The sequence below is a fragment of the Marivita geojedonensis genome, from assembly GCF_002115805.1.
Classification (GTDB): Bacteria; Pseudomonadota; Alphaproteobacteria; order Rhodobacterales; family Rhodobacteraceae; genus Marivita; species Marivita geojedonensis.
Genome location: NZ_JFKC01000010.1, coordinates 99180 through 115788, shown reverse-complemented (window position 1 = coordinate 115788; position 16609 = coordinate 99180). Strand labels below are relative to the sequence as shown.

The window sequence follows — 16609 nt, the reverse complement described above, 5'->3', positions numbered from 1 at the left end:
TCCTGACCCTAGGATGGCCGATGTCTGGACCACCAGCGATCAGCGCCCGGATCGGAGTAATGAGCGTTGGCTAAACTGTCTAATTGCCAAATCCTGACGGGGCGCTGCCTTTCGATTTTTTACATTCGAGGCCAAGGCAGGTCCGATTTAACATAACGGCCCTGACCCAACAGGGAGATACGGAATGAACCGCAGAAACTTCATCATCACCAGCCTTGGCGCTGCCTTTTTGGTCCGTCCGGCACTGGCGACGCCAAATCAGATCGAGGTCTTCAAGGCGCCGACCTGCGGCTGCTGCTCGGCTTGGGTCGAGCACATGGTCCGCGCAGGTTTCACGGTGGACGCCCGTGACGTGGAGCAGGAAACTCTTTGGTCTCTGAAAGATCGCGCGGGTGTAACGCCGGAGCTGAGCTCGTGTCACACAGCCTTTATCGATGGATACTTCGTCGAAGGTCACGTACCGGCGGGAGACATCCAGCGGCTACTATCTGAGCGTCCCGACGCGCTTGGACTTACCGTGCCGGGCATGCCTATCGGATCGCCCGGTATGGAAATGGGCAACCAGCACGACGCCTACAATACACTCCTTGTCCTTCGCAACGGTTCCACTGCAGTCTTTGAAAGCCATTCGTAGGGCATAATTCTCCTGGGAGCCTTGGGCGGAGTGCTCTTTCCGTTCGGGAAATCATGTTAGATCGGGAGGAATGTCGCCCGTGGGGACCACAAGCGGCACATGGAACAGTACTTTTCAACCGATATGGCCGGGAGGCGGTTCCTCAGGAATGTTTTGTTATTCAGTCTCGCTGGACTGATACCGGTTTTGGCAATCTACGTTCTGCTTACACCAGGGTTCGCATCCGCCTTGGCCGAAGGAGGTCCACCGCTAAGGCGTTTCCTCAGACAGGTTCTGACTAACGGCCTGCCGGTGGTCTTCGTCGTCAACTATGTCGGTTTCTTTCTCTTTGCGCTTTCACGCCAAAGACAAGCAAAGGACCGCGATCCGGCTGCCTACATCGCTGCCGACTTTGTCGCCAGATTCATCCTCTTCTTTGCCCTTCATGCCTTGATTTATGTCGTTTCCGCCGACTGGTTCGGGTCTTTCGGTGGCAGCCGATTAACCGCCTTACAGGTCGTCGCACCGACTCTGGCGCGCTCCGCGCTCTTCGAGAATATTTCCGGGGTCTACCTCTATGCGACGCTGGTAAGCGCTATCCCACTCTATGTTTCAGCAATCAAACTTTCGCCACGCTTTGAGCCAGTCGTTCGCCTCTTCCCCGGTTCGTTGGGACCGATTGCAATCGCGTTGCTGATATTTGCCGCCGGTGCCGTCTGCCTGACCATTCTGGCAGGTGCCTTCATTCGTTTGCAGAGCTAGTTCAAAGGCCTACAATTTCTTCCCTGCAAGCTCTCAGAATTTCGCTGATGGGCAAGGAAAATTTCCCTGTTAACCGCCGTAGGGAATTTCCGCGTAACTCACTGTTTTCTTGAGGGCCTTGGAGCGCCAAGACGCCGAAAACGGCCAAAAATCAATAGTTTTCCCTGTATTTTCCCTGTTATCAGGGAATTTCCGGCCGAGACTGGATGGCTCAAGGCTGGCAGCACAGCCAGTTCCCACTTCTCCAAGATCAGAAGACACACCTTCGCGACGGTCTCAACCGACGGCTCGGAAATGCCCCCGTTTGATGCCCCATCAGAGTGGGTCAATCGACGTTTTGCGGGGGAATAGGCTGAAGTGATTAGAAGAGCAGAAAGCCTTGCTTGTGCCGCTGCAGGGGCTACCAGTGAGCGATCTGTGCGGTGCGCGCGGCCTGAGCGCCTCCGCCTTCGTACTTGGCGAGGAATTTCTCGTAAGGTTCCTGGTAGCTTCGGCCATTCCACGGATCAATGATCAGCATGTATGTTCTTTGCATGGTCCCGTCGCCGGTCACACCATAAAGGATGCGCACATGTCCTCCGGACAGGGAATTGTTGACACCATGTATCGTAAGCGGCCCATAGGCGCGCAACAGGTCAGACCATTCCGTCAAAGGGTAAGATTGCATCGGTTCGTATTGCATTCCCACAACTCGGTAGAACTGGGCCGTCGCGCCCCAGGATAGGCCGGCATTGGTGTTGTATCGTGTCAGCCACGGATCACCGAGGTCAGCCATCGCGTCGTTCGGTGCCAGGCTTTCCTGTCGCTTCCAGGAAAGCATCATGGTGTAACTGTATGCCCAACATCCCATAGGATGCCTTCCGGCAACCTGATCGAAGATGGATATCGCACCCGGGACGACATAACCCGTCGTCTCCCTGTCACTGGGCAATGGCGGCAGGCTGTCCGTCCCATTCGGCAAATCGACATCGAGCGCGCCCATCGTGTTTTTTCCGACCACACCGTCATCACCAAGATGTTTGCTCCGTTGATACTTTTTGACCGCCTGGACGGTCTCGTTGCCAAACACGCCATCAACGGTGCCGTGCCTTTTGATCGAATTTGTCATTGGGTCGATGCCCAAGTCGATCATTGCTTTTTGAATGAGACGCACGGCAAGACCACTTTCGGGCCGTCGCAGTGCGGGGTTGTTTTTTTCGGCCTGCTGCAGGCGCGAATTCCAACGGAACCTCGGAGACGATAAAGCCATCGCAAGAAAACTTTTTTCGGAAAGCTGTGAAGAAAAGTTGAGGTCGGCAAACAACGCATTACCGCTTAAAATTGCGGTGATGGTACGCCTCGCGGGCGGATCGGGCAATTTCTTTCTCCCTGAGACGGACCGGTGCAGGCCTGAAACCCGGCTCGGCTCCGCAAGAAACCGATCCAGTTCAGCTGTCGCCCGGGAAAGCAAGCCACCCCAGCAGTTTCTTCCTCACATGGCACCTTGGCCAGTTGATGCGTGTGTTGGATCAGTTTGCCTTGGGCGAGGGCTCTTCGCCTGCCGCCTTCCAACGAGCCTGCACGTTTCCGTTTCATAGAAACGAATGTCGAAAACCCTGATTTTTGAACCAAAATCGACGCATTTCGGCCCTCTCAGGTGCACGTTTTTCGGTCAGGCTCTGATGCCGTGAGTATGTGGCAATGGCGTATGTACGAGGCGCCGCAACACAGGACTTCACTGCCGTGCCAAGTTATAACATGCAGGCATGGAGCTTATCTGATCTGGGCAATCCTGCGTCTTTGGGGATTGGCTCAAGCTTTACTGTCTCCTTATCCGCGACAGCAGATATCGTGACGGTGACTGACGGCGGGACCGACGACACCCCGGATGATTTCAACCCTGTAGACAGTGATCAGCTTGTTTCCGGAACCGTCGATGGTGTCACCTACAACAACGCGCTCCATGAATACGAACTCGGGTATCAGGTCACCGATGGGACCAATGTTTTCACCCTGGTATGGGTGAATACCGGGGCAAGCCAGCAAGGCAGCAATCAGACCATTACCAGCGACGGTTATTTCGTCGTCATGGAAGACCCGTCAAACCCCGGCGGGGGCGGGTTGGTTCCCGGGGTGACCTATACAATCCTGGACGAGGATATTTCCGTTAATTTCAGCAATAACGGAACCTTCGACGTGAGTCCGGTCTACAGCGATTTCTTCGTCTGTTTCGCGCGTGGGACCTGGATTGAAACCGCCGCTGGCGTTCGTCCGGTCCAGTCGCTTCGGGTGGGGGATTTGGTCAGGACCCTTGATCATGGTCTGCAACCCATCCGTTGGATCTGCGGAAGGACAGTCTCGGGGTGCGGAAAGCTGGCACCAATCGTCATCTCGAAGAACGCTTTGGGCGATCACGGGCGTCTTGCGGTGTCACCGCAACACCGGGTGCTTGTCTCGGACTGGCGCGCTCAGCTCTATTTCGAGCAGGATGACGTTCTGGTGGCTGCAAAGCACCTGGCGAACGGAGATATGATTTTCCAATCGCCCTGCGCAGAGGTGGAACACTGGCACTTCCTGTTTGACCAGCATGAAATCGTCACCGCAAACGGCGTGCTGGCGGAGAGCTTCCATCCCGGACAGCCAAGCCTGGATGCGCTCGATGAAGATGTGCTTGATGAACTCTTCGCAATCTTTCCCGAGCTTGCGTACGATCCTGCAAGCTATGGACAGTCAGCGCGCTACAGTCTGTCCAAAAGAGAAGCCCGGCTTCTCCGGGACCGGGCTTGAACCCAGGTCGCAAACAGGATCGCAGTCTGGTTGTCAGTCCTGCTCGGGTGTCACGTGTGTTCAGAAGTCAGATTGTAATTGAGTCCGCCAAACACCTGCCCGACGCGCCTCGCGGCAACCGGGTGCGTTCCTGATGTGTTGCTCGGCGCTTATCCGGCAGAGAGCGCGCCGGTCTCCGGCTGGTCCGGGTCGGAGGTTCTGAGGAATGCTTGCGGGCCCATGTCTTCCAGGGCGCTGAGTGCGGTGTCGCGGGCATCTCTGGCGGTTTCGAATGACTCCAACCAGACCGTGCTGTGGCCACCCGGTGCAATCACCTCAAGCGTCCACTCGGTCTCGGTTTCTATCCTGTGGATCTGAATACTGAAGCGATAGCCCTCAAGAACAAGGGTCAGGCTCTTGCCTGAGACGACCACTTTTGGGGCAAAATCATTCATTGCGTGACGATAGTGGGTAAATTGACCAACGGTCAATGCAGGTTGCGGTGAAGCTGTTTGGAAGTGTGACCGCTTTGGCGCTATTCCGGTGACCTGATACCAGGCGCTTTCCATCCGCCCGCGTCGGCAAAGGCCGTCAAAAGGGCAGACAGGTAGGACATTGTTTCTCCCGTCGCATCCTTGAGTTTGGCCCCGGCAACGGACGAGACGGACAAGCGACCATCGCTGTCCCGGAGGACCCAGCCTTTCTCCTGAAGGATCATTAGCTTGCGCCGGACCGTTTCGCGCGGGATGCCGGTGAATTCCGACACTGACTGCGTATTGATCGGGTCCTGAAGGTGCTCGGACTCTGACGGGTCGGTCAAAACGCTGAGAGACTGAAGCTCGTCTTTCCAGCTTTCCGGACGCGTGCGCTCTCCGATTGCAGCCATGATCAGCAGCAGATCCAGATCGTTGTCGAAATGCAGACGAAGCTGAGTCAGCAACCGTGTAAAGCCGGACAGGTGAACTGGCCAGATGGAGCTGAAATTACGTTCGATGAACTGGTTGTGGGCGCGTTTCGGCATGTGTCTTCTGTGTTGAAGCTGAGGATTCCCCAATTTGGGCGCAGCCACGGTTGACCGTCAAGCAATGCCTGCTACCTCTTATTACCGTAGAATTTTTCGGGTGTCGCCGTGCGAATTTCACCGTGGTTTGCCGGTAACCAGTGCGCTTTATACAGAACTATCGGTCTGCAGGACCGTTCCCCGGCGAGACAGGGATGCTTTGCCCTGCGCCAACACACCAACCGAAAAAATAACGACATCGCTTCGGTCTTTCACGGACGTGCCCGACCAGGGTTTTCACGGAAGGGCTACACATGCGATGCGGCATCTCAACAGGACAGGAGTCTCATTGAATGATCTTTTCTAGAAACGGTCTAACCGGATTGGCACTTGGTGCAGCTGTTGCGGTCGGCGCTGCGACGGTTGCCTCAGCGCAAAGCGCGCCGCTCTCTGCGCAGGAATCCGATCCGAATGTCATGGGGTGGATGCAGGGCTTCCCGCCGCCTGCGGACAAGCTGATCACCCAGCCGGATTCGAACTACTTCAGCTTCCCAAAGCTGCGTTGGTCGGTGTGCCACCTGCGCGAGTTTCTTCCGACCGAGGAAATCAGCCGGGGTGTCGGGGCACCGGTACCACTCGACTATCCGACACCGGCTGAATTCGCGAATCTGGCCCGCCAGATCGATGCCCTGACCTTCATGCCGATGAATGGCGACACGCCGATGACATGGGAGCAATCGCTCTACGCCAACTACACCGACGGCATGTTGATCATGCACAAGGGTGAGGTGGTCTACGAGCGGTACTTCGGGTGCCTCGAGGAAGACGGCAAACACGCGATCATGTCGATGACCAAGTCGATTACGGGCCTTCTGGGCGAAATCCTTGTCGCCGAAGGCGTGCTCGACGACACGCTTCTGGTGCGCGACGTGATCCCCGAGATCGGCGACAGCGCCTTTGCCACCGCAACCGTACGGCAGGTGATGGATATGACGACCGGCGTGCAGTATTCGGAGAACTACTCTGACCCCAACGCCGACATCTGGGTCTATTCCCGCGCCGCCAGCCCGCTGCCCAAGCCCGAAGACTATGAAGGGCCGGATGGCTATTGGGAATACCTCCAGCAGGTCAAACCCGACGGCAATCACGGCGATGCGTTCCACTACAAGACCATCAACTCAGATATGCTGGGCTGGATGATCAGCCGTGTGACCGGCAAGGCGGTGACAGACCTCGCGTCCGAGCGCCTCTGGCGGCGCATGGGGGCCGAGATGGACGCTTATCAGACCGTCGATGGCAAGGGCGTGCCCTTTGCGGGCGGTGGCGTGACAGCCGGGCTGCGCGATCTGGCTCGTCTGGGGCAGCTGATGCTCAACGGCGGTGAGATCAACGGCGAACGTCTCTTCCCTGCGGAAGTGGTCGAGACCATCGCTGCAGGCGGCGACCAATCCAAATTCGGTGGCTTCGCAACCATCCCCAACGGCAGCTACACCAGCCAGTGGTGGGTCTTCCACAATGACCATGGCGCTTACGCTGCGCGCGGGGTGCATGGACAGACGATCTATGTCGACCCGACCGCCGAAATGGTGCTGGTACGCCTCGCCTCGTTCCCTCAGGCACAGAACGGGTTCATTGATCCGACCTCCCTGCCGGCTTACCAGGCTGTTGCGGAGTTCCTGATGGAGCGCTGAACCGATTTTACCAACTGGTAAAAAAAACCCCGCCTGAGCGGGGCTTTTTCTTTGGTCATCCGTAAACCAGCCTTGGTAGCCACGTTATGATCTGTGGGAAGACCATACACAGCACCAGTCCCACGATCTGCAGGAACAGGAACGGCAGCGCCGATTTGAAGATGTCGCTCATCGGGATCTCTGCCGGGGCCACGCCACGCAGATAGAAAAGTGCGTAGCCAAAGGGCGGCGAGAGAAAGCTCATCTGCATGTTCACGAGGTAGAGCACCCCGAACCACAGAACGAGATCTTCCGGGCTGTCGAGGCCGAAGGCCGCTGCGCCCAGTGCCTTGATGATCGGCACGAAGATCGGAACGCAGAGCAGCAGGATACCCACCCAGTCGAGGAACATGCCCAGGATCACGAGAAGGATCTGCATCAGGATCAGGATGCCCCACGGACCCAGACCTGTCGCCGCAAGCGCGTCCTGTACGAACTGCTGACCGCCTTCAAGCACGTAGAGCCCGACAAAGATCGTTGCACCGAACATGATCCAGATGACCATCGCGCTCGCCTTGAGCGTGGTGGTGCAGGCCTCCCGCACCGTGGGCCAGTCCAGCTTGCGATGGATCGCCGCCACGATGAACGCGCCGAAGGTGCCGATGCCGGCCGCTTCCACGGGTGTTGCCACGCCCGAGAAGATGATGCCAAGCACCACGACGACCAGCGTGATCGGGGCAGCCATCTTGCCGATCAGGCGGACCTTTTCGGCGTTGCTGACGCGCTCTTCCACGGGGATCGCCGGACCAAGCGCCGGATTGATGTAGGACCGGACCACCACATAGAGGATGTACATGCCCGACAGCAGCAGGCCCGGAATGACCGCGCCGATGAACAGTTCACCCACGGACTGTTCCGCCACAACCGCATAGATGATCGCCAGGATCGACGGTGGGATCAGGATGCCCAGCGTACCGCCCGCCATGATCGAACCCATGGCGATCTTGGGATCGTACTGGCGCTTGAGCATCGCCGGCAGGGCAATGATGCCCATGGTCACGACGGCCGCACCGATCACGCCGACCATCGCGGCAAGGATCGTCGAGGCGATGATCGTCGCCGCAGCCAGACCACCCTTGAGTCCGCCCATGACCTTGTAGATCACGTCGAACATATCGTTGATGATCCCCGCCCTCTCGAGCATCGCCGCCATGAAGATGAAGAGCGGGATGGCCGAAAGCTGATAGTTCGTCATCAGCGGGAAAATGCGGCTTGGCACGATGTTCAGCGCACGGGCGTCGCCCAGGATGAACAGGAACACGCAGGCCAGACCACCGGTCACGAAAGCCAGCGGAAGACCCGCCATCAGCAGCGCCAGAAGGCTGCCGAACATGATCAGCGTGAGCCAACCGATTTCAATCTCGATACCCATGCCTCAGTTCCCCCGTGCGATTTCGCGGATGTCCTTCGACATCTTGGAAATCCCCTGCAAGACAAGCAGCACGCCGCCCATCACCATCACCCATTTCATTGGCCAAAGTGGCACTTCCCATTCATTGAAGCTGATTTCGCCCCAGCGGATATTCGGATCGGTCCACTGGTTCAGTCCGAAGCCTGCGATCATCTCACCGAACCCGATCTGACCGCGCGCCCAATCCGACAGGACCGAGTTGCCCGACGGCACTGCGATGGCGTCCATCGCAAAGATCCACGAGGTCACCAGCAGGGTGCCTGCGAAGATGAAGAAGAAGATCGAAGTCACAAGATCGACCCACGCCTTTTTCGGCTTGGAAAGAGGAGCGTAGAAGATATCGACGCGCACGTGGCTTTCCGTCAGCATCGCGTAAGCCCCTGCGATCAGGTATTGCATGCCGAACATCAGGTACATGGCTTCATGCGCCCAGTTCGTCGGAGAGCCGAAGACGTACCGCGCCAGCACTTCGTAGTAGTACACGAACACGGCAATCACGGCCCAGTAGGCCACGAATTCCCCGCAGAAGAGCGAAAGCCTGTCGATCCAGTTTTCGGCATAGTCGCGGTCGTGTTTCGGGCCTTCCTCGGCCTCTGCGGCCAGCAGCGCCTTTTCCGCCTCCGACAGTTCTTCATGTGGTGGCAACGCCGCATTGGCGCGCCGCACCATGCCCGGAAGCAGGACGAGGTCAATGATGAGGAAGGCAAGGATCAGGTAGAAGGCATAGCCCGCAGCATTGTCCCAGAAGCTGCGCTGCGCCGATGCATCATCGCGCAGCGGCGTGATGCTGTCGACCGTTTCGCGTGCTTCGGCAAGACGTTCCTCACCTTTGGCAATCGTGTCTTCTGCGCGCGTCAGTCGGCGTTCTGCGCTGCGACGCGCAAAAGAGCCCTCTTCCTCGGCATCGACCGCCGCCTGAAGCTCTTGCAGATCGGCCTTTGCCTCCTCGACGCGCCCGACCTCGCGGTCCAGCGTGCGCTCAGCAACTCTGATCTGGTTTTCGTAGTCAGACAGAACCGACCGCGCGTCCTGTGTCTGGCCGTTCGCGTAGAGGATGAACAGGAAGATCGGAATGTAGACCAATCCCAGCATGTTCTTCAGGTAGAAGCGATGCAGCCCAAGGATGCCACCGGTGACGGCGATCATATAGGCAAGCGGCAGGGTGTAGCGTTTTTCGGCTGGCTTTGGACGGCGTGAGAGCACCATCGCAATGATGGGGAAAACAATCAGACCCACCCAGTACAGCCAATGCGGCAGCGTAAAGCTGAGACCCGGCATTGTGCGGTCCTCGTTTGATTGGCATTGTAAGGCAACCGCCCGGCACGCATGGCGCCGGGCGGCATGAAATTGACCTGTCGAAGGATCAGAGCTTGAGCTCGAGACCTTCGGTCAGAGCCGGATCCACATAACCCAGCGAGCCGGACATCATGTAATCGAGCTGGATCTTGAACACGCGCGCCGCGTTCGGGTCGCGGTTCGCGTAGTCGAACCAGATCGGAACGGCGACTTCTGTCATCAGTTCGACGTCGTCCTGCGTCAGGCGTGTGACCTCGGTGCCATCGGCCTCGAACTTGGCCCATGCGTCCTGGTCCGCCTTCTGGATCGCGGCGTGGTGCATGTCGGAGTAGACATGGGTTTCCATCTCGACGAACTGCTTCATCTGCGGCGACAGCGCGTCCCAGGCGGCCTGACCCACGGTGATGTCCATGATGTCCACCGGCTGGTAGAGCGACATGAAGCCCGGAGGGCCCATCACGATGTAGTCGGTGACCTGGCTGAAGCCGAGCGCGTAGTTCACCGCCGGACCCACGTAGTCGGCCACGTCGATGGTGCCCTTCTCCAGAGCCGGGAAGATTTCCGAGCCCGGCAGAACGGTGGTTTCCGCGCCGATCTGGGTGAAGACTTCGGCCACCATGCCGCCCGGCAGACGCATCTTGCGGCCTGCGAAATCGTCGATCGAGCGGATCGGAACCTTCGAGTGGATGATGTTCGGACCGTGGTGTACCGGGCCAACGAAGTGCAGGCCCTGTGCCGCATACAGCTCGCGGGCGATGTCGATGCCACCCAGGCCGTAGTAGAACACGTCAAATTCGTGCGGGTTACGCAGACCCAGCGGAATGGACGTCAGGAACGTTGCCGCCGGAATGATGCCCTGTGCGTAGATCGTGAACGGGTTCACCGCTTCGAGAACGCCGTTCTTCACCGCGTCATACAGCTGGAAATCACCCACGACGTCGTTTGCGCCAAAGGGCTGGAACGCCAGTTCACCACCTGTCTTCTCCTGGATGGTCGCGCACCAGTCCTTGAAGATCTGAAGGCCCGCACCGCCCGGCCAGCTGGTCTGGATTTTCCAGGTCGTTCCGTTGGCCTGAGCACCCGCGATATGGGGCGCCGCAAGGGTTGCTGCACCGGCACCCGCAATGGCACGCAGCGCACCGCGCCGCGAGGTAAGTCTGTTGGTCATGTAGTCCTCCCATAACTTGTAGGTATCCGTGCTGTGAACACGGCCCACCCACCGCTATCTTAGTACGAACGGTCGGAATTGGTAAGACTTTCTTTCCGATATTGCCTGTTTGGCGCGGAAACGGCGCCGTCGTACGCCCTGACCTTCGAAAAATGCTATATTTTCTTGGGGTCAAGGATATCTCAATAAGTGAGAAAAAGCATCAAAACTCTCGTGGTCCGGTGCTTGCCGTGAGGTCTGGAGCACAGGTGCGAGCACAGGGATGCCGTGCGTGATTCCTTGGGGCGGACGCTGCGCCAAACCGACCCCCGTCGGCGGACCGGGCCGGGCAGGGGATTTCGATCTCGGTGGCCTGCACCTGCGCCGTATCCAGGGGTCTGCCATTGTGGGCGGTTCGGGTGCTTTGAAGAGAGCGGTTTCCTCAATGGGAAGCAGCCTCACCCACGGCGCACGGTCAGGCGCGCACTGAGCCCGTTAGTCGTGTCCTTGAAACTCAGACCGCCATTGTGCAGGGCGGCAATCGTCGAAACGATGGACAGGCCAAGCCCGTGTCCGTTGATATAACTCGTGTTTTCTCCGCGCCGGAACGGTCCGATCAGGGCTTCGACGGACTCGGCCGACGTTTCCGACCCTTCGTCCTCGACGATCACCGTTGCGGTTTCGGCGTCGGATTCAATGGAGACAGTCGCGCTGCGCCCGTATTTCAACGCATTGTCGATCAGATTGGTGATGGCCCGCTCAAGCGCAACCGGGCGCCCGCTGATGATCACCTGTCGTCCGGCTGCGAGTACGCTGTGCCCCTGACGCGACATGAAAAGGGACCGTCCTCCCTGAATCACAACGTCTTTCGGTGGGCTGAAGGTCACCGCTTCGCCGACATCCTGGTAATCGGACACGATCGTTTCGACCAGAGAGTTGAGCGACAGCTTTCTCGGGGCTTCCGCGTTCATTTCGGTTCGTGTGTAGGTCAGCGCACTCTCGATGATGCCGGTCATGGAATCGATGTCGCCATCGAGTTTCTTGCGCAATGTCTCGTCTTGTATCAGCGCAGTCCGAAGCCTCAGGCGTGTTGCCGGTGTCCCGAGATCGTGGCTTACGCTGGACAGCACGGCCGCCCGGTTCGCGAGCTGCTGCCGTTCTGCTTCGAGAAAACTGTTCAGAGAAGATACGATATCCTGCAATTCGGATGGGCCCGTCGCTTCGTAGCTGTCCGGGCCGCCAAACCGGCGATTGCGGAAGGCCTGCGCGAAGGCTTCAAAGGCCTGAGTGGTGTTGCCGATATGTGTGACGAGCGCTCCCGCTGCGACCAGCGCAAGTAGAACGGACAGGAGCCGCAAGTCGCGGGGTGCGGCGTCGCAGCCCCAGATTTCGTTTCCATCTACCCGCTGCCACGGTCCATCGTCATAGCGGGCGATCAGGACCGGATCGCTGCAGTAGGTCGCGAAAAGCCGCGTCAGCGCAGACAGCTGGGTAGACGCCGAGGGCGCTTGAGTCGCCTGAATGTCGGCAACGGGATACTGAAGAACATCTGACACCGCGCCGATCCGAAGGCCGCTGTCGGCCCCCTGCAAGGACAGAACCGTGACATACGCCGGTTGCGGCGCTCCCGTGATGCGCTCGAATTTTCCGGCTTCGGCCAAAGCAGCGTCGGTGTCCGACAGAAGCGAGATCTTTACACCGGGAACCATGTCGCGTCCGGTCCGCAGGGCCTCGAAGGTCAGCAGGCCCGCGTTCTGTGCGGATGTCAGATGGTCTGACCACGCAAGTGAGGATTTGAACCACAGTGTGGCGCTCAGTATCCCCGTGGCCAGGGCAGCGACCACCCAGAACACCGCCAAGGTCCAAAGCCGGAAAGGCCGCGCCATCAGCCTTCCTCGGCCCGAACATCGACAGCGAAGACATAGCCGATACCGCGTTCCGTCCGGATCATTTCCGGAGATTTCGGGTCGGCCTCGATCTTTGAGCGGAGCCGCCCGACCAGCACATCTATCGCGCGTCCCGTCGACTCCGGCTGATCCTGATCTCCTGTAACGTCAAGAGCGGTCGCAATTTCCTGACGAGTGAGCGGTATGTGAGGATTGGCGAGGAGCACTTTGAGCAGCGCGGTTTCGCGCCGAGAAAGTGTCACCTGATACCCGTCTGGCGACCGAACCTCGTCCTGTTTGCCATCATAGACCCAGCCATAAAAGGTAAAGGTCTGGATGCGACGGCGGTAGATCAACGAGGACGATCTGCGCGCGCGTGACAATACGGCCCGCACCCGGGCCAGCAGAAGCTCGGGGTTGAAGGGTTTGGCGACATAATCATCCGCGCCGGTTTCGTAGCCGGCCATCCGCTGGTGATCGGCCGAAAGGGCCGACACCATGATGATGGGCACGTCGTGGTCGCGCCGCAGGCCTTTGCAGATCTCCAGTCCGCTTTCATCGCCCAGCATGACGTCGAGCAAGACAAGGTCGATCCGACCGCCTTCAAGGTGATGATGGACCTCGGCCTCGGTTGCGGCTGGCAGTGCGATACATCCGTTCTGACGCAGATACTGGCTCATCATATGGCGCATCTCGGGGTCGTCATCGACCACCAGAATTCTTGGAATCGCCACCTTTCGGTCTCCTTACCTCGGGTCCCTGCGACCCGATTCCGATACCCGTTATGTAACAACAGGCAACAAATTCATCCGCAGTGTAACAGTGTGTAACGGGAAGGCGAATTATCTGCATCCGCTGGAGGAAAACCCGCCATGTCGCAATTGCAAGGCTGCCCCGTCATTCGCCAATAATAGATACCTGATGCCGTGACTGGCACAGATTTTGGGAGGACTACACACATGAAATCCGTATTTTTCGGCGCTGTCTCCGCCACCGCTCTGATCGCATCCGCAGTCCATGCTGAACCTCAGGCCGAGGTTCTGCACTGGTGGACATCCGGCGGTGAAGCGAAGTCGGTTGCCGTGTTGCAGGAAGAGTTTGCCTCGAAAGGCGGCACCTGGACAGACATGCCGGTTGCAGGTGGTGGCGGTGACGCCGCAATGACCGCGCTGCGCGCACGCGTGCTTTCGGGCAACGCCCCAACCGCGGTTCAGCTCAAGGGCCCGGCAATCCAGGAATGGTACGAAGAGGGCGTTCTGGCGGACATCTCGGCTGTTGCCGAAGCACAGGGCTGGGCAGACGTGCTGCCGGCATCCATCGCAGGTCACATGAAGTGCGAAGGCACATGGTGCGCGGCACCGGTCAACGTACATCGCGTGGACTGGATCTGGGCAAACGCCGACGTGCTGGAAGCAAACGGCATTGAAATGCCGACAACCTGGGACGAGTTCAACGCAGCGGCTGATAAGCTTGCGGCGGCTGGCGTCATCCCGCTCGCCCACGGTGGTCAGGCATGGCAGGACGCAACCGTGTTCGAAGCAGTTGCGCTTGGCATCCTCGGGCCGGACGGCTTCCGCAAGGCGTTTGTCGATCTCGACATGGACACTCTGAAGTCCGACGAAATGAAGGCTGTGTTCGACCAGATGCGCACCATGCGCGGCTATGTCGACGAGAACTTCTCGGGTCGTGACTGGAACCTTGCCACTGCAATGGTCATGAACGGCGAAGCGGCGTTCCAGATCATGGGTGACTGGGCCAAGGGCGAATTCATGGCGGCTGGCAAAGTGCCGGGCGAAGACTTCCTCTGCGCGTCCGTGCCGGGTGACGGCTTCCTCTACAACGTGGACAGCTTTGCCATGTTCAACGTGGATGGCGACGACAAGAAAGCCGGGCAGGACCTGCTGGCAGAGCTGATCGTCGGTCAGAACTTCCAGAAGGTGTTCAACCTGAACAAAGGGTCGATCCCGGCGCGTATCGACGTTCCGCTCGACGAGTTCGACAGCTGTGCACACCTGTCCGCCAAGGATATGAGCGAAAGCTCGGACAACGGTTCGCTCCTGCCCAGCTATGCCCACGGCATGGCGCTGCGCGGCGCGCAGTCCGGTGCGATCACCGACGTTGTGACCGCACACTTCAACTCTGACATGTCCTCGGATGAGGCCGTGAACATGCTGGCCGACGCAGTCGCCAACAGCATGTAATACCTACATATCCCGCCCCAAAGCACCCGCTTGGGGCGGGACTTTCAGGGACAGATCCAATGACCAAGTGGCTTGAAGAAAACACGCCCAAATTGGTACTGGCGCCCTCGTTCATCGCAGTTCTGATCTTCGTCTACGGCTTCATTGCCTGGACCGCCTGGGTCTCGTTCACGCGATCGCGCCTGCTTCCAAGATATGATATCGAAGGGCTTATCCAGTACGAGCGCTTGTTTGCGTCTCCGCGCTGGGACACCGCGCTGAACAACCTGTTTGTGTTCGGCATCCTGTTTATCCTGATCGCCATGGTGCTTGGATTGATCCTTGCGATCCTGCTCGATCAGAACATCCGCACCGAAGGCGCGATCCGCACGATCTACCTCTACCCGATGGCGCTTTCCATGATCGTCACCGGTACTGCCTGGAAGTGGATTCTGAACCCGGGTCTCGGGGTCGAAGCGATGGTCCGCGGCTGGGGCTTTGAAAGCTTCACCTTCGACTGGCTGGTGAACCCGGATATGGCGATCTACACCGTGGTGATCGCTGCGATCTGGCAAAGCTCGGGCTTCGTGATGGCGTTGTTCCTGGCCGGTCTGCGGTCGGTGGATGGCGAGATCATCAAGGCGGCGCAGGTCGACGGAATCCCGACCTGGCGCATCTACACAGCCATCATCATCCCGTCGATGGCCCCGATCTTTCTGTCGGCCTTCATCGTGCTGTCGCACCTCGCCATCAAGAGCTTTGACCTTGTCATCGCGCTCACGGGTGGTGGCCCCGGCTACGCGACCGACCTTCCGGCAACCTACATGTACGCGATGGCCTTTTCGCGTGGCGACATCGGTCAGGCGGCAAGCTCTGCCATGATCATGATGATGGTCGTCTTTGCGATTGTGGTGCCGTACCTCTATTCGGAATTGAGGTCCAAAGATGACTGATATTTCAATGACATCCGCGCAAAGCCAAAGCCAGACGGGCAAGATCGTCCTGCGGTGGCTGCTCTATATCGCGCTGGGCCTCTTTGCCCTGTTCTACCTGATGCCGCTTTTCGTGATGATCACCACATCGCTGAAAAGCCTCGACGAAATCCGCACGGGCGACCTGATCGCCCTGCCACGGGAAGTCACGTTCGATGCGTGGCGCACCGCATGGTCCGGCGCATGTACCGGCATCCAGTGCGAAGGCGTCCGCCCGTATTTCTGGAACTCGATCCTGATCGCCATCCCGGCGGTGGCCATCTCGACCCTGCTGGGGGCGATGAATGGATACGTCGTGGCCCAGTGGCGGTTCCGGGGGGCGAACATCATCTTCTCACTGATGCTGTTCGGCTGCTTCATCCCGTTCCAGGTGGTGCTGCTGCCGATGGCACGGACACTGGGGATCATGGGCATTGCGGGCACCATTCCGGGTCTGATCTTTGTCCACGTGATCTACGGGCTTGGCTTCACCACGCTGTTCTTCCGCAACTACTATGTCACGATCCCGGCTGAATTGACGAAAGCGGCCAAGGTGGATGGGGCAGGGTTCTTCCGCATCTTCTGGTCGATCTTCCTGCCGCTGTCGCTGCCGATCATCGTCGTGACCGTCATCTGGCAGTTCACGCAGATCTGGAACGACTTCCTGTTCGGCGTGTCCTTCAGTCAGGCCGGAACGCAGCCCGTGACCGTGGCTCTCAACAACATCGTCAACTCGACCACAGGCGTGAAGGAATACAACGTCGACATGGCCGCCGCGATCATTGCCGCGCTGCCGACGCTGTTCGTCTACGTCGTCGCTGGCAAGTATTTCATCCGGGGTCTGACCGCCGGTTCCGTGAAAGGATAA

At 58.7% G+C, this 16609-nt stretch carries 15 protein-coding genes; 7 read left to right on the top strand and 8 right to left on the bottom strand.

Annotated elements, in window-relative coordinates:
* Positions 1-184 precede the first annotated feature (184 nt).
* Together MGEO_RS12030 and MGEO_RS12025 are read left to right on the top strand one after the other, a co-directional pair.
* Entirely contained in the window at positions 185-634 is a 450-nt protein-coding gene (locus tag MGEO_RS12030; protein ID WP_085637807.1) for a DUF411 domain-containing protein, read from the top strand.
* Between the two features lie 99 nt (positions 635-733).
* Positions 734-1375 carry a hypothetical protein gene (locus MGEO_RS12025; protein WP_085637803.1) on the top strand — a complete coding sequence of 214 codons (642 nt, stop codon included), beginning with the start codon at positions 734-736 and terminating at the stop codon, positions 1373-1375.
* Between the two features lie 400 nt (positions 1376-1775).
* On the opposite strand, the gene MGEO_RS12020 is transcribed toward MGEO_RS12025, so the two are convergent.
* Positions 1776-2732: a papain-like cysteine protease family protein gene (locus MGEO_RS12020; protein ID WP_143746268.1), complete on the bottom strand. Its 957-nt coding sequence runs from the start codon at positions 2730-2732 to the stop codon at positions 1776-1778.
* Between the two features lie 473 nt (positions 2733-3205).
* On the opposite strand from MGEO_RS12020, the gene MGEO_RS12015 reads away from it, so the two are divergent.
* Positions 3206-4141 carry a Hint domain-containing protein gene (locus MGEO_RS12015; RefSeq protein ID WP_158091014.1) on the top strand — a complete coding sequence of 312 codons (936 nt, stop codon included), beginning with the start codon at positions 3206-3208 and terminating at the stop codon, positions 4139-4141.
* Between the two features lie 149 nt (positions 4142-4290).
* Here MGEO_RS12015 and MGEO_RS12010 read toward each other — a convergent pair whose 3' ends face one another.
* A complete protein-coding gene (locus MGEO_RS12010; RefSeq protein WP_085637793.1) occupies positions 4291-4575 on the bottom strand; it encodes a hypothetical protein in 285 nt (94 codons plus the stop codon).
* 80 nt (positions 4576-4655) lie between these two features.
* Entirely contained in the window at positions 4656-5141 is a 486-nt protein-coding gene (locus MGEO_RS12005; RefSeq protein ID WP_085637790.1) for a hypothetical protein, read from the bottom strand.
* 332 nt (positions 5142-5473) lie between these two features.
* Between MGEO_RS12005 and MGEO_RS12000 the strand changes: the two genes are divergently transcribed.
* Entirely contained in the window at positions 5474-6811 is a 1338-nt protein-coding gene (locus MGEO_RS12000; RefSeq protein WP_085637787.1) for a serine hydrolase domain-containing protein, read from the top strand.
* Positions 6812-6866: 55 nt separating this feature from the next.
* Here the strand turns inward: MGEO_RS12000 and MGEO_RS11995 are convergent, their stop codons facing one another.
* From MGEO_RS11995 to MGEO_RS11975, 5 genes are all read right to left on the bottom strand, one after another.
* Entirely contained in the window at positions 6867-8222 is a 1356-nt protein-coding gene (locus tag MGEO_RS11995) for a TRAP transporter large permease (RefSeq protein WP_085637784.1), read from the bottom strand.
* A 3-nt stretch (positions 8223-8225) separates the two neighbouring features.
* On the bottom strand, positions 8226-9539 hold the full coding sequence (locus MGEO_RS11990; protein WP_085637781.1) for a TRAP transporter small permease subunit: 1314 nt from the start codon (positions 9537-9539) through the stop codon (positions 8226-8228).
* A gap of 85 nt (positions 9540-9624) precedes the next feature.
* Positions 9625-10725, bottom strand: a complete 1101-nt coding sequence (gene dctP / locus MGEO_RS11985) for a TRAP transporter substrate-binding protein DctP (protein WP_085637778.1) — start codon at positions 10723-10725, stop codon at positions 9625-9627.
* A 437-nt stretch (positions 10726-11162) separates the two neighbouring features.
* Entirely contained in the window at positions 11163-12590 is a 1428-nt protein-coding gene (locus MGEO_RS11980; protein ID WP_085637775.1) for a sensor histidine kinase, read from the bottom strand.
* Positions 12590-13324: a response regulator transcription factor gene (locus MGEO_RS11975; protein WP_085637771.1), complete on the bottom strand. Its 735-nt coding sequence runs from the start codon at positions 13322-13324 to the stop codon at positions 12590-12592. Before MGEO_RS11975 ends, MGEO_RS11980 begins: the two co-directional genes overlap by 1 nt.
* A gap of 225 nt (positions 13325-13549) precedes the next feature.
* Here MGEO_RS11975 and MGEO_RS11970 point away from each other — a divergent pair, with 225 nt between their 5' ends.
* The 3 genes from MGEO_RS11970 to MGEO_RS11960 are packed head-to-tail and all read left to right on the top strand — an operon-like array spanning position 13550 to position 16609.
* The gene (locus MGEO_RS11970) at positions 13550-14791 is read left to right on the top strand and encodes an ABC transporter substrate-binding protein (RefSeq protein ID WP_085637768.1); all 1242 of its coding nucleotides are present in this window, start codon (positions 13550-13552) and stop codon (positions 14789-14791) included.
* A 59-nt stretch (positions 14792-14850) separates the two neighbouring features.
* A complete protein-coding gene (locus MGEO_RS11965; RefSeq protein ID WP_085637763.1) occupies positions 14851-15723 on the top strand; it encodes a carbohydrate ABC transporter permease in 873 nt (290 codons plus the stop codon).
* Entirely contained in the window at positions 15716-16609 is an 894-nt protein-coding gene (locus MGEO_RS11960) for a carbohydrate ABC transporter permease (RefSeq protein ID WP_085637760.1), read from the top strand. The genes MGEO_RS11965 and MGEO_RS11960 overlap by 8 nt, the downstream gene beginning before the upstream one ends.

Excerpts from the sequence above, each read along its gene's own strand:
- MGEO_RS12030 (WP_085637807.1), top strand. The coding sequence starts at position 185 with ATGAACCGCAGAAACTTCATCATCACCAGCCTTGGCGCTGCCTTTTTG.
- MGEO_RS12025 (WP_085637803.1), top strand. The coding sequence starts at position 734 with ATGGAACAGTACTTTTCAACCGATATGGCCGGGAGGCGGTTCCTCAGG.
- MGEO_RS12010 (WP_085637793.1), bottom strand. The coding sequence starts at position 4,575 with ATGAATGATTTTGCCCCAAAAGTGGTCGTCTCAGGCAAGAGCCTGACC.
- MGEO_RS12005 (WP_085637790.1), bottom strand. The coding sequence starts at position 5,141 with ATGCCGAAACGCGCCCACAACCAGTTCATCGAACGTAATTTCAGCTCC.
- MGEO_RS12000 (WP_085637787.1), top strand. The coding sequence starts at position 5,474 with ATGATCTTTTCTAGAAACGGTCTAACCGGATTGGCACTTGGTGCAGCT.
- MGEO_RS11995 (WP_085637784.1), bottom strand. The coding sequence starts at position 8,222 with ATGGGTATCGAGATTGAAATCGGTTGGCTCACGCTGATCATGTTCGGC.
- MGEO_RS11990 (WP_085637781.1), bottom strand. The coding sequence starts at position 9,539 with ATGCCGGGTCTCAGCTTTACGCTGCCGCATTGGCTGTACTGGGTGGGT.
- dctP (WP_085637778.1), bottom strand. The coding sequence starts at position 10,725 with ATGACCAACAGACTTACCTCGCGGCGCGGTGCGCTGCGTGCCATTGCG.
- MGEO_RS11980 (WP_085637775.1), bottom strand. The coding sequence starts at position 12,590 with ATGGCGCGGCCTTTCCGGCTTTGGACCTTGGCGGTGTTCTGGGTGGTC.
- MGEO_RS11970 (WP_085637768.1), top strand. The coding sequence starts at position 13,550 with ATGAAATCCGTATTTTTCGGCGCTGTCTCCGCCACCGCTCTGATCGCA.
- MGEO_RS11965 (WP_085637763.1), top strand. The coding sequence starts at position 14,851 with ATGACCAAGTGGCTTGAAGAAAACACGCCCAAATTGGTACTGGCGCCC.
- MGEO_RS11960 (WP_085637760.1), top strand. The coding sequence starts at position 15,716 with ATGACTGATATTTCAATGACATCCGCGCAAAGCCAAAGCCAGACGGGC.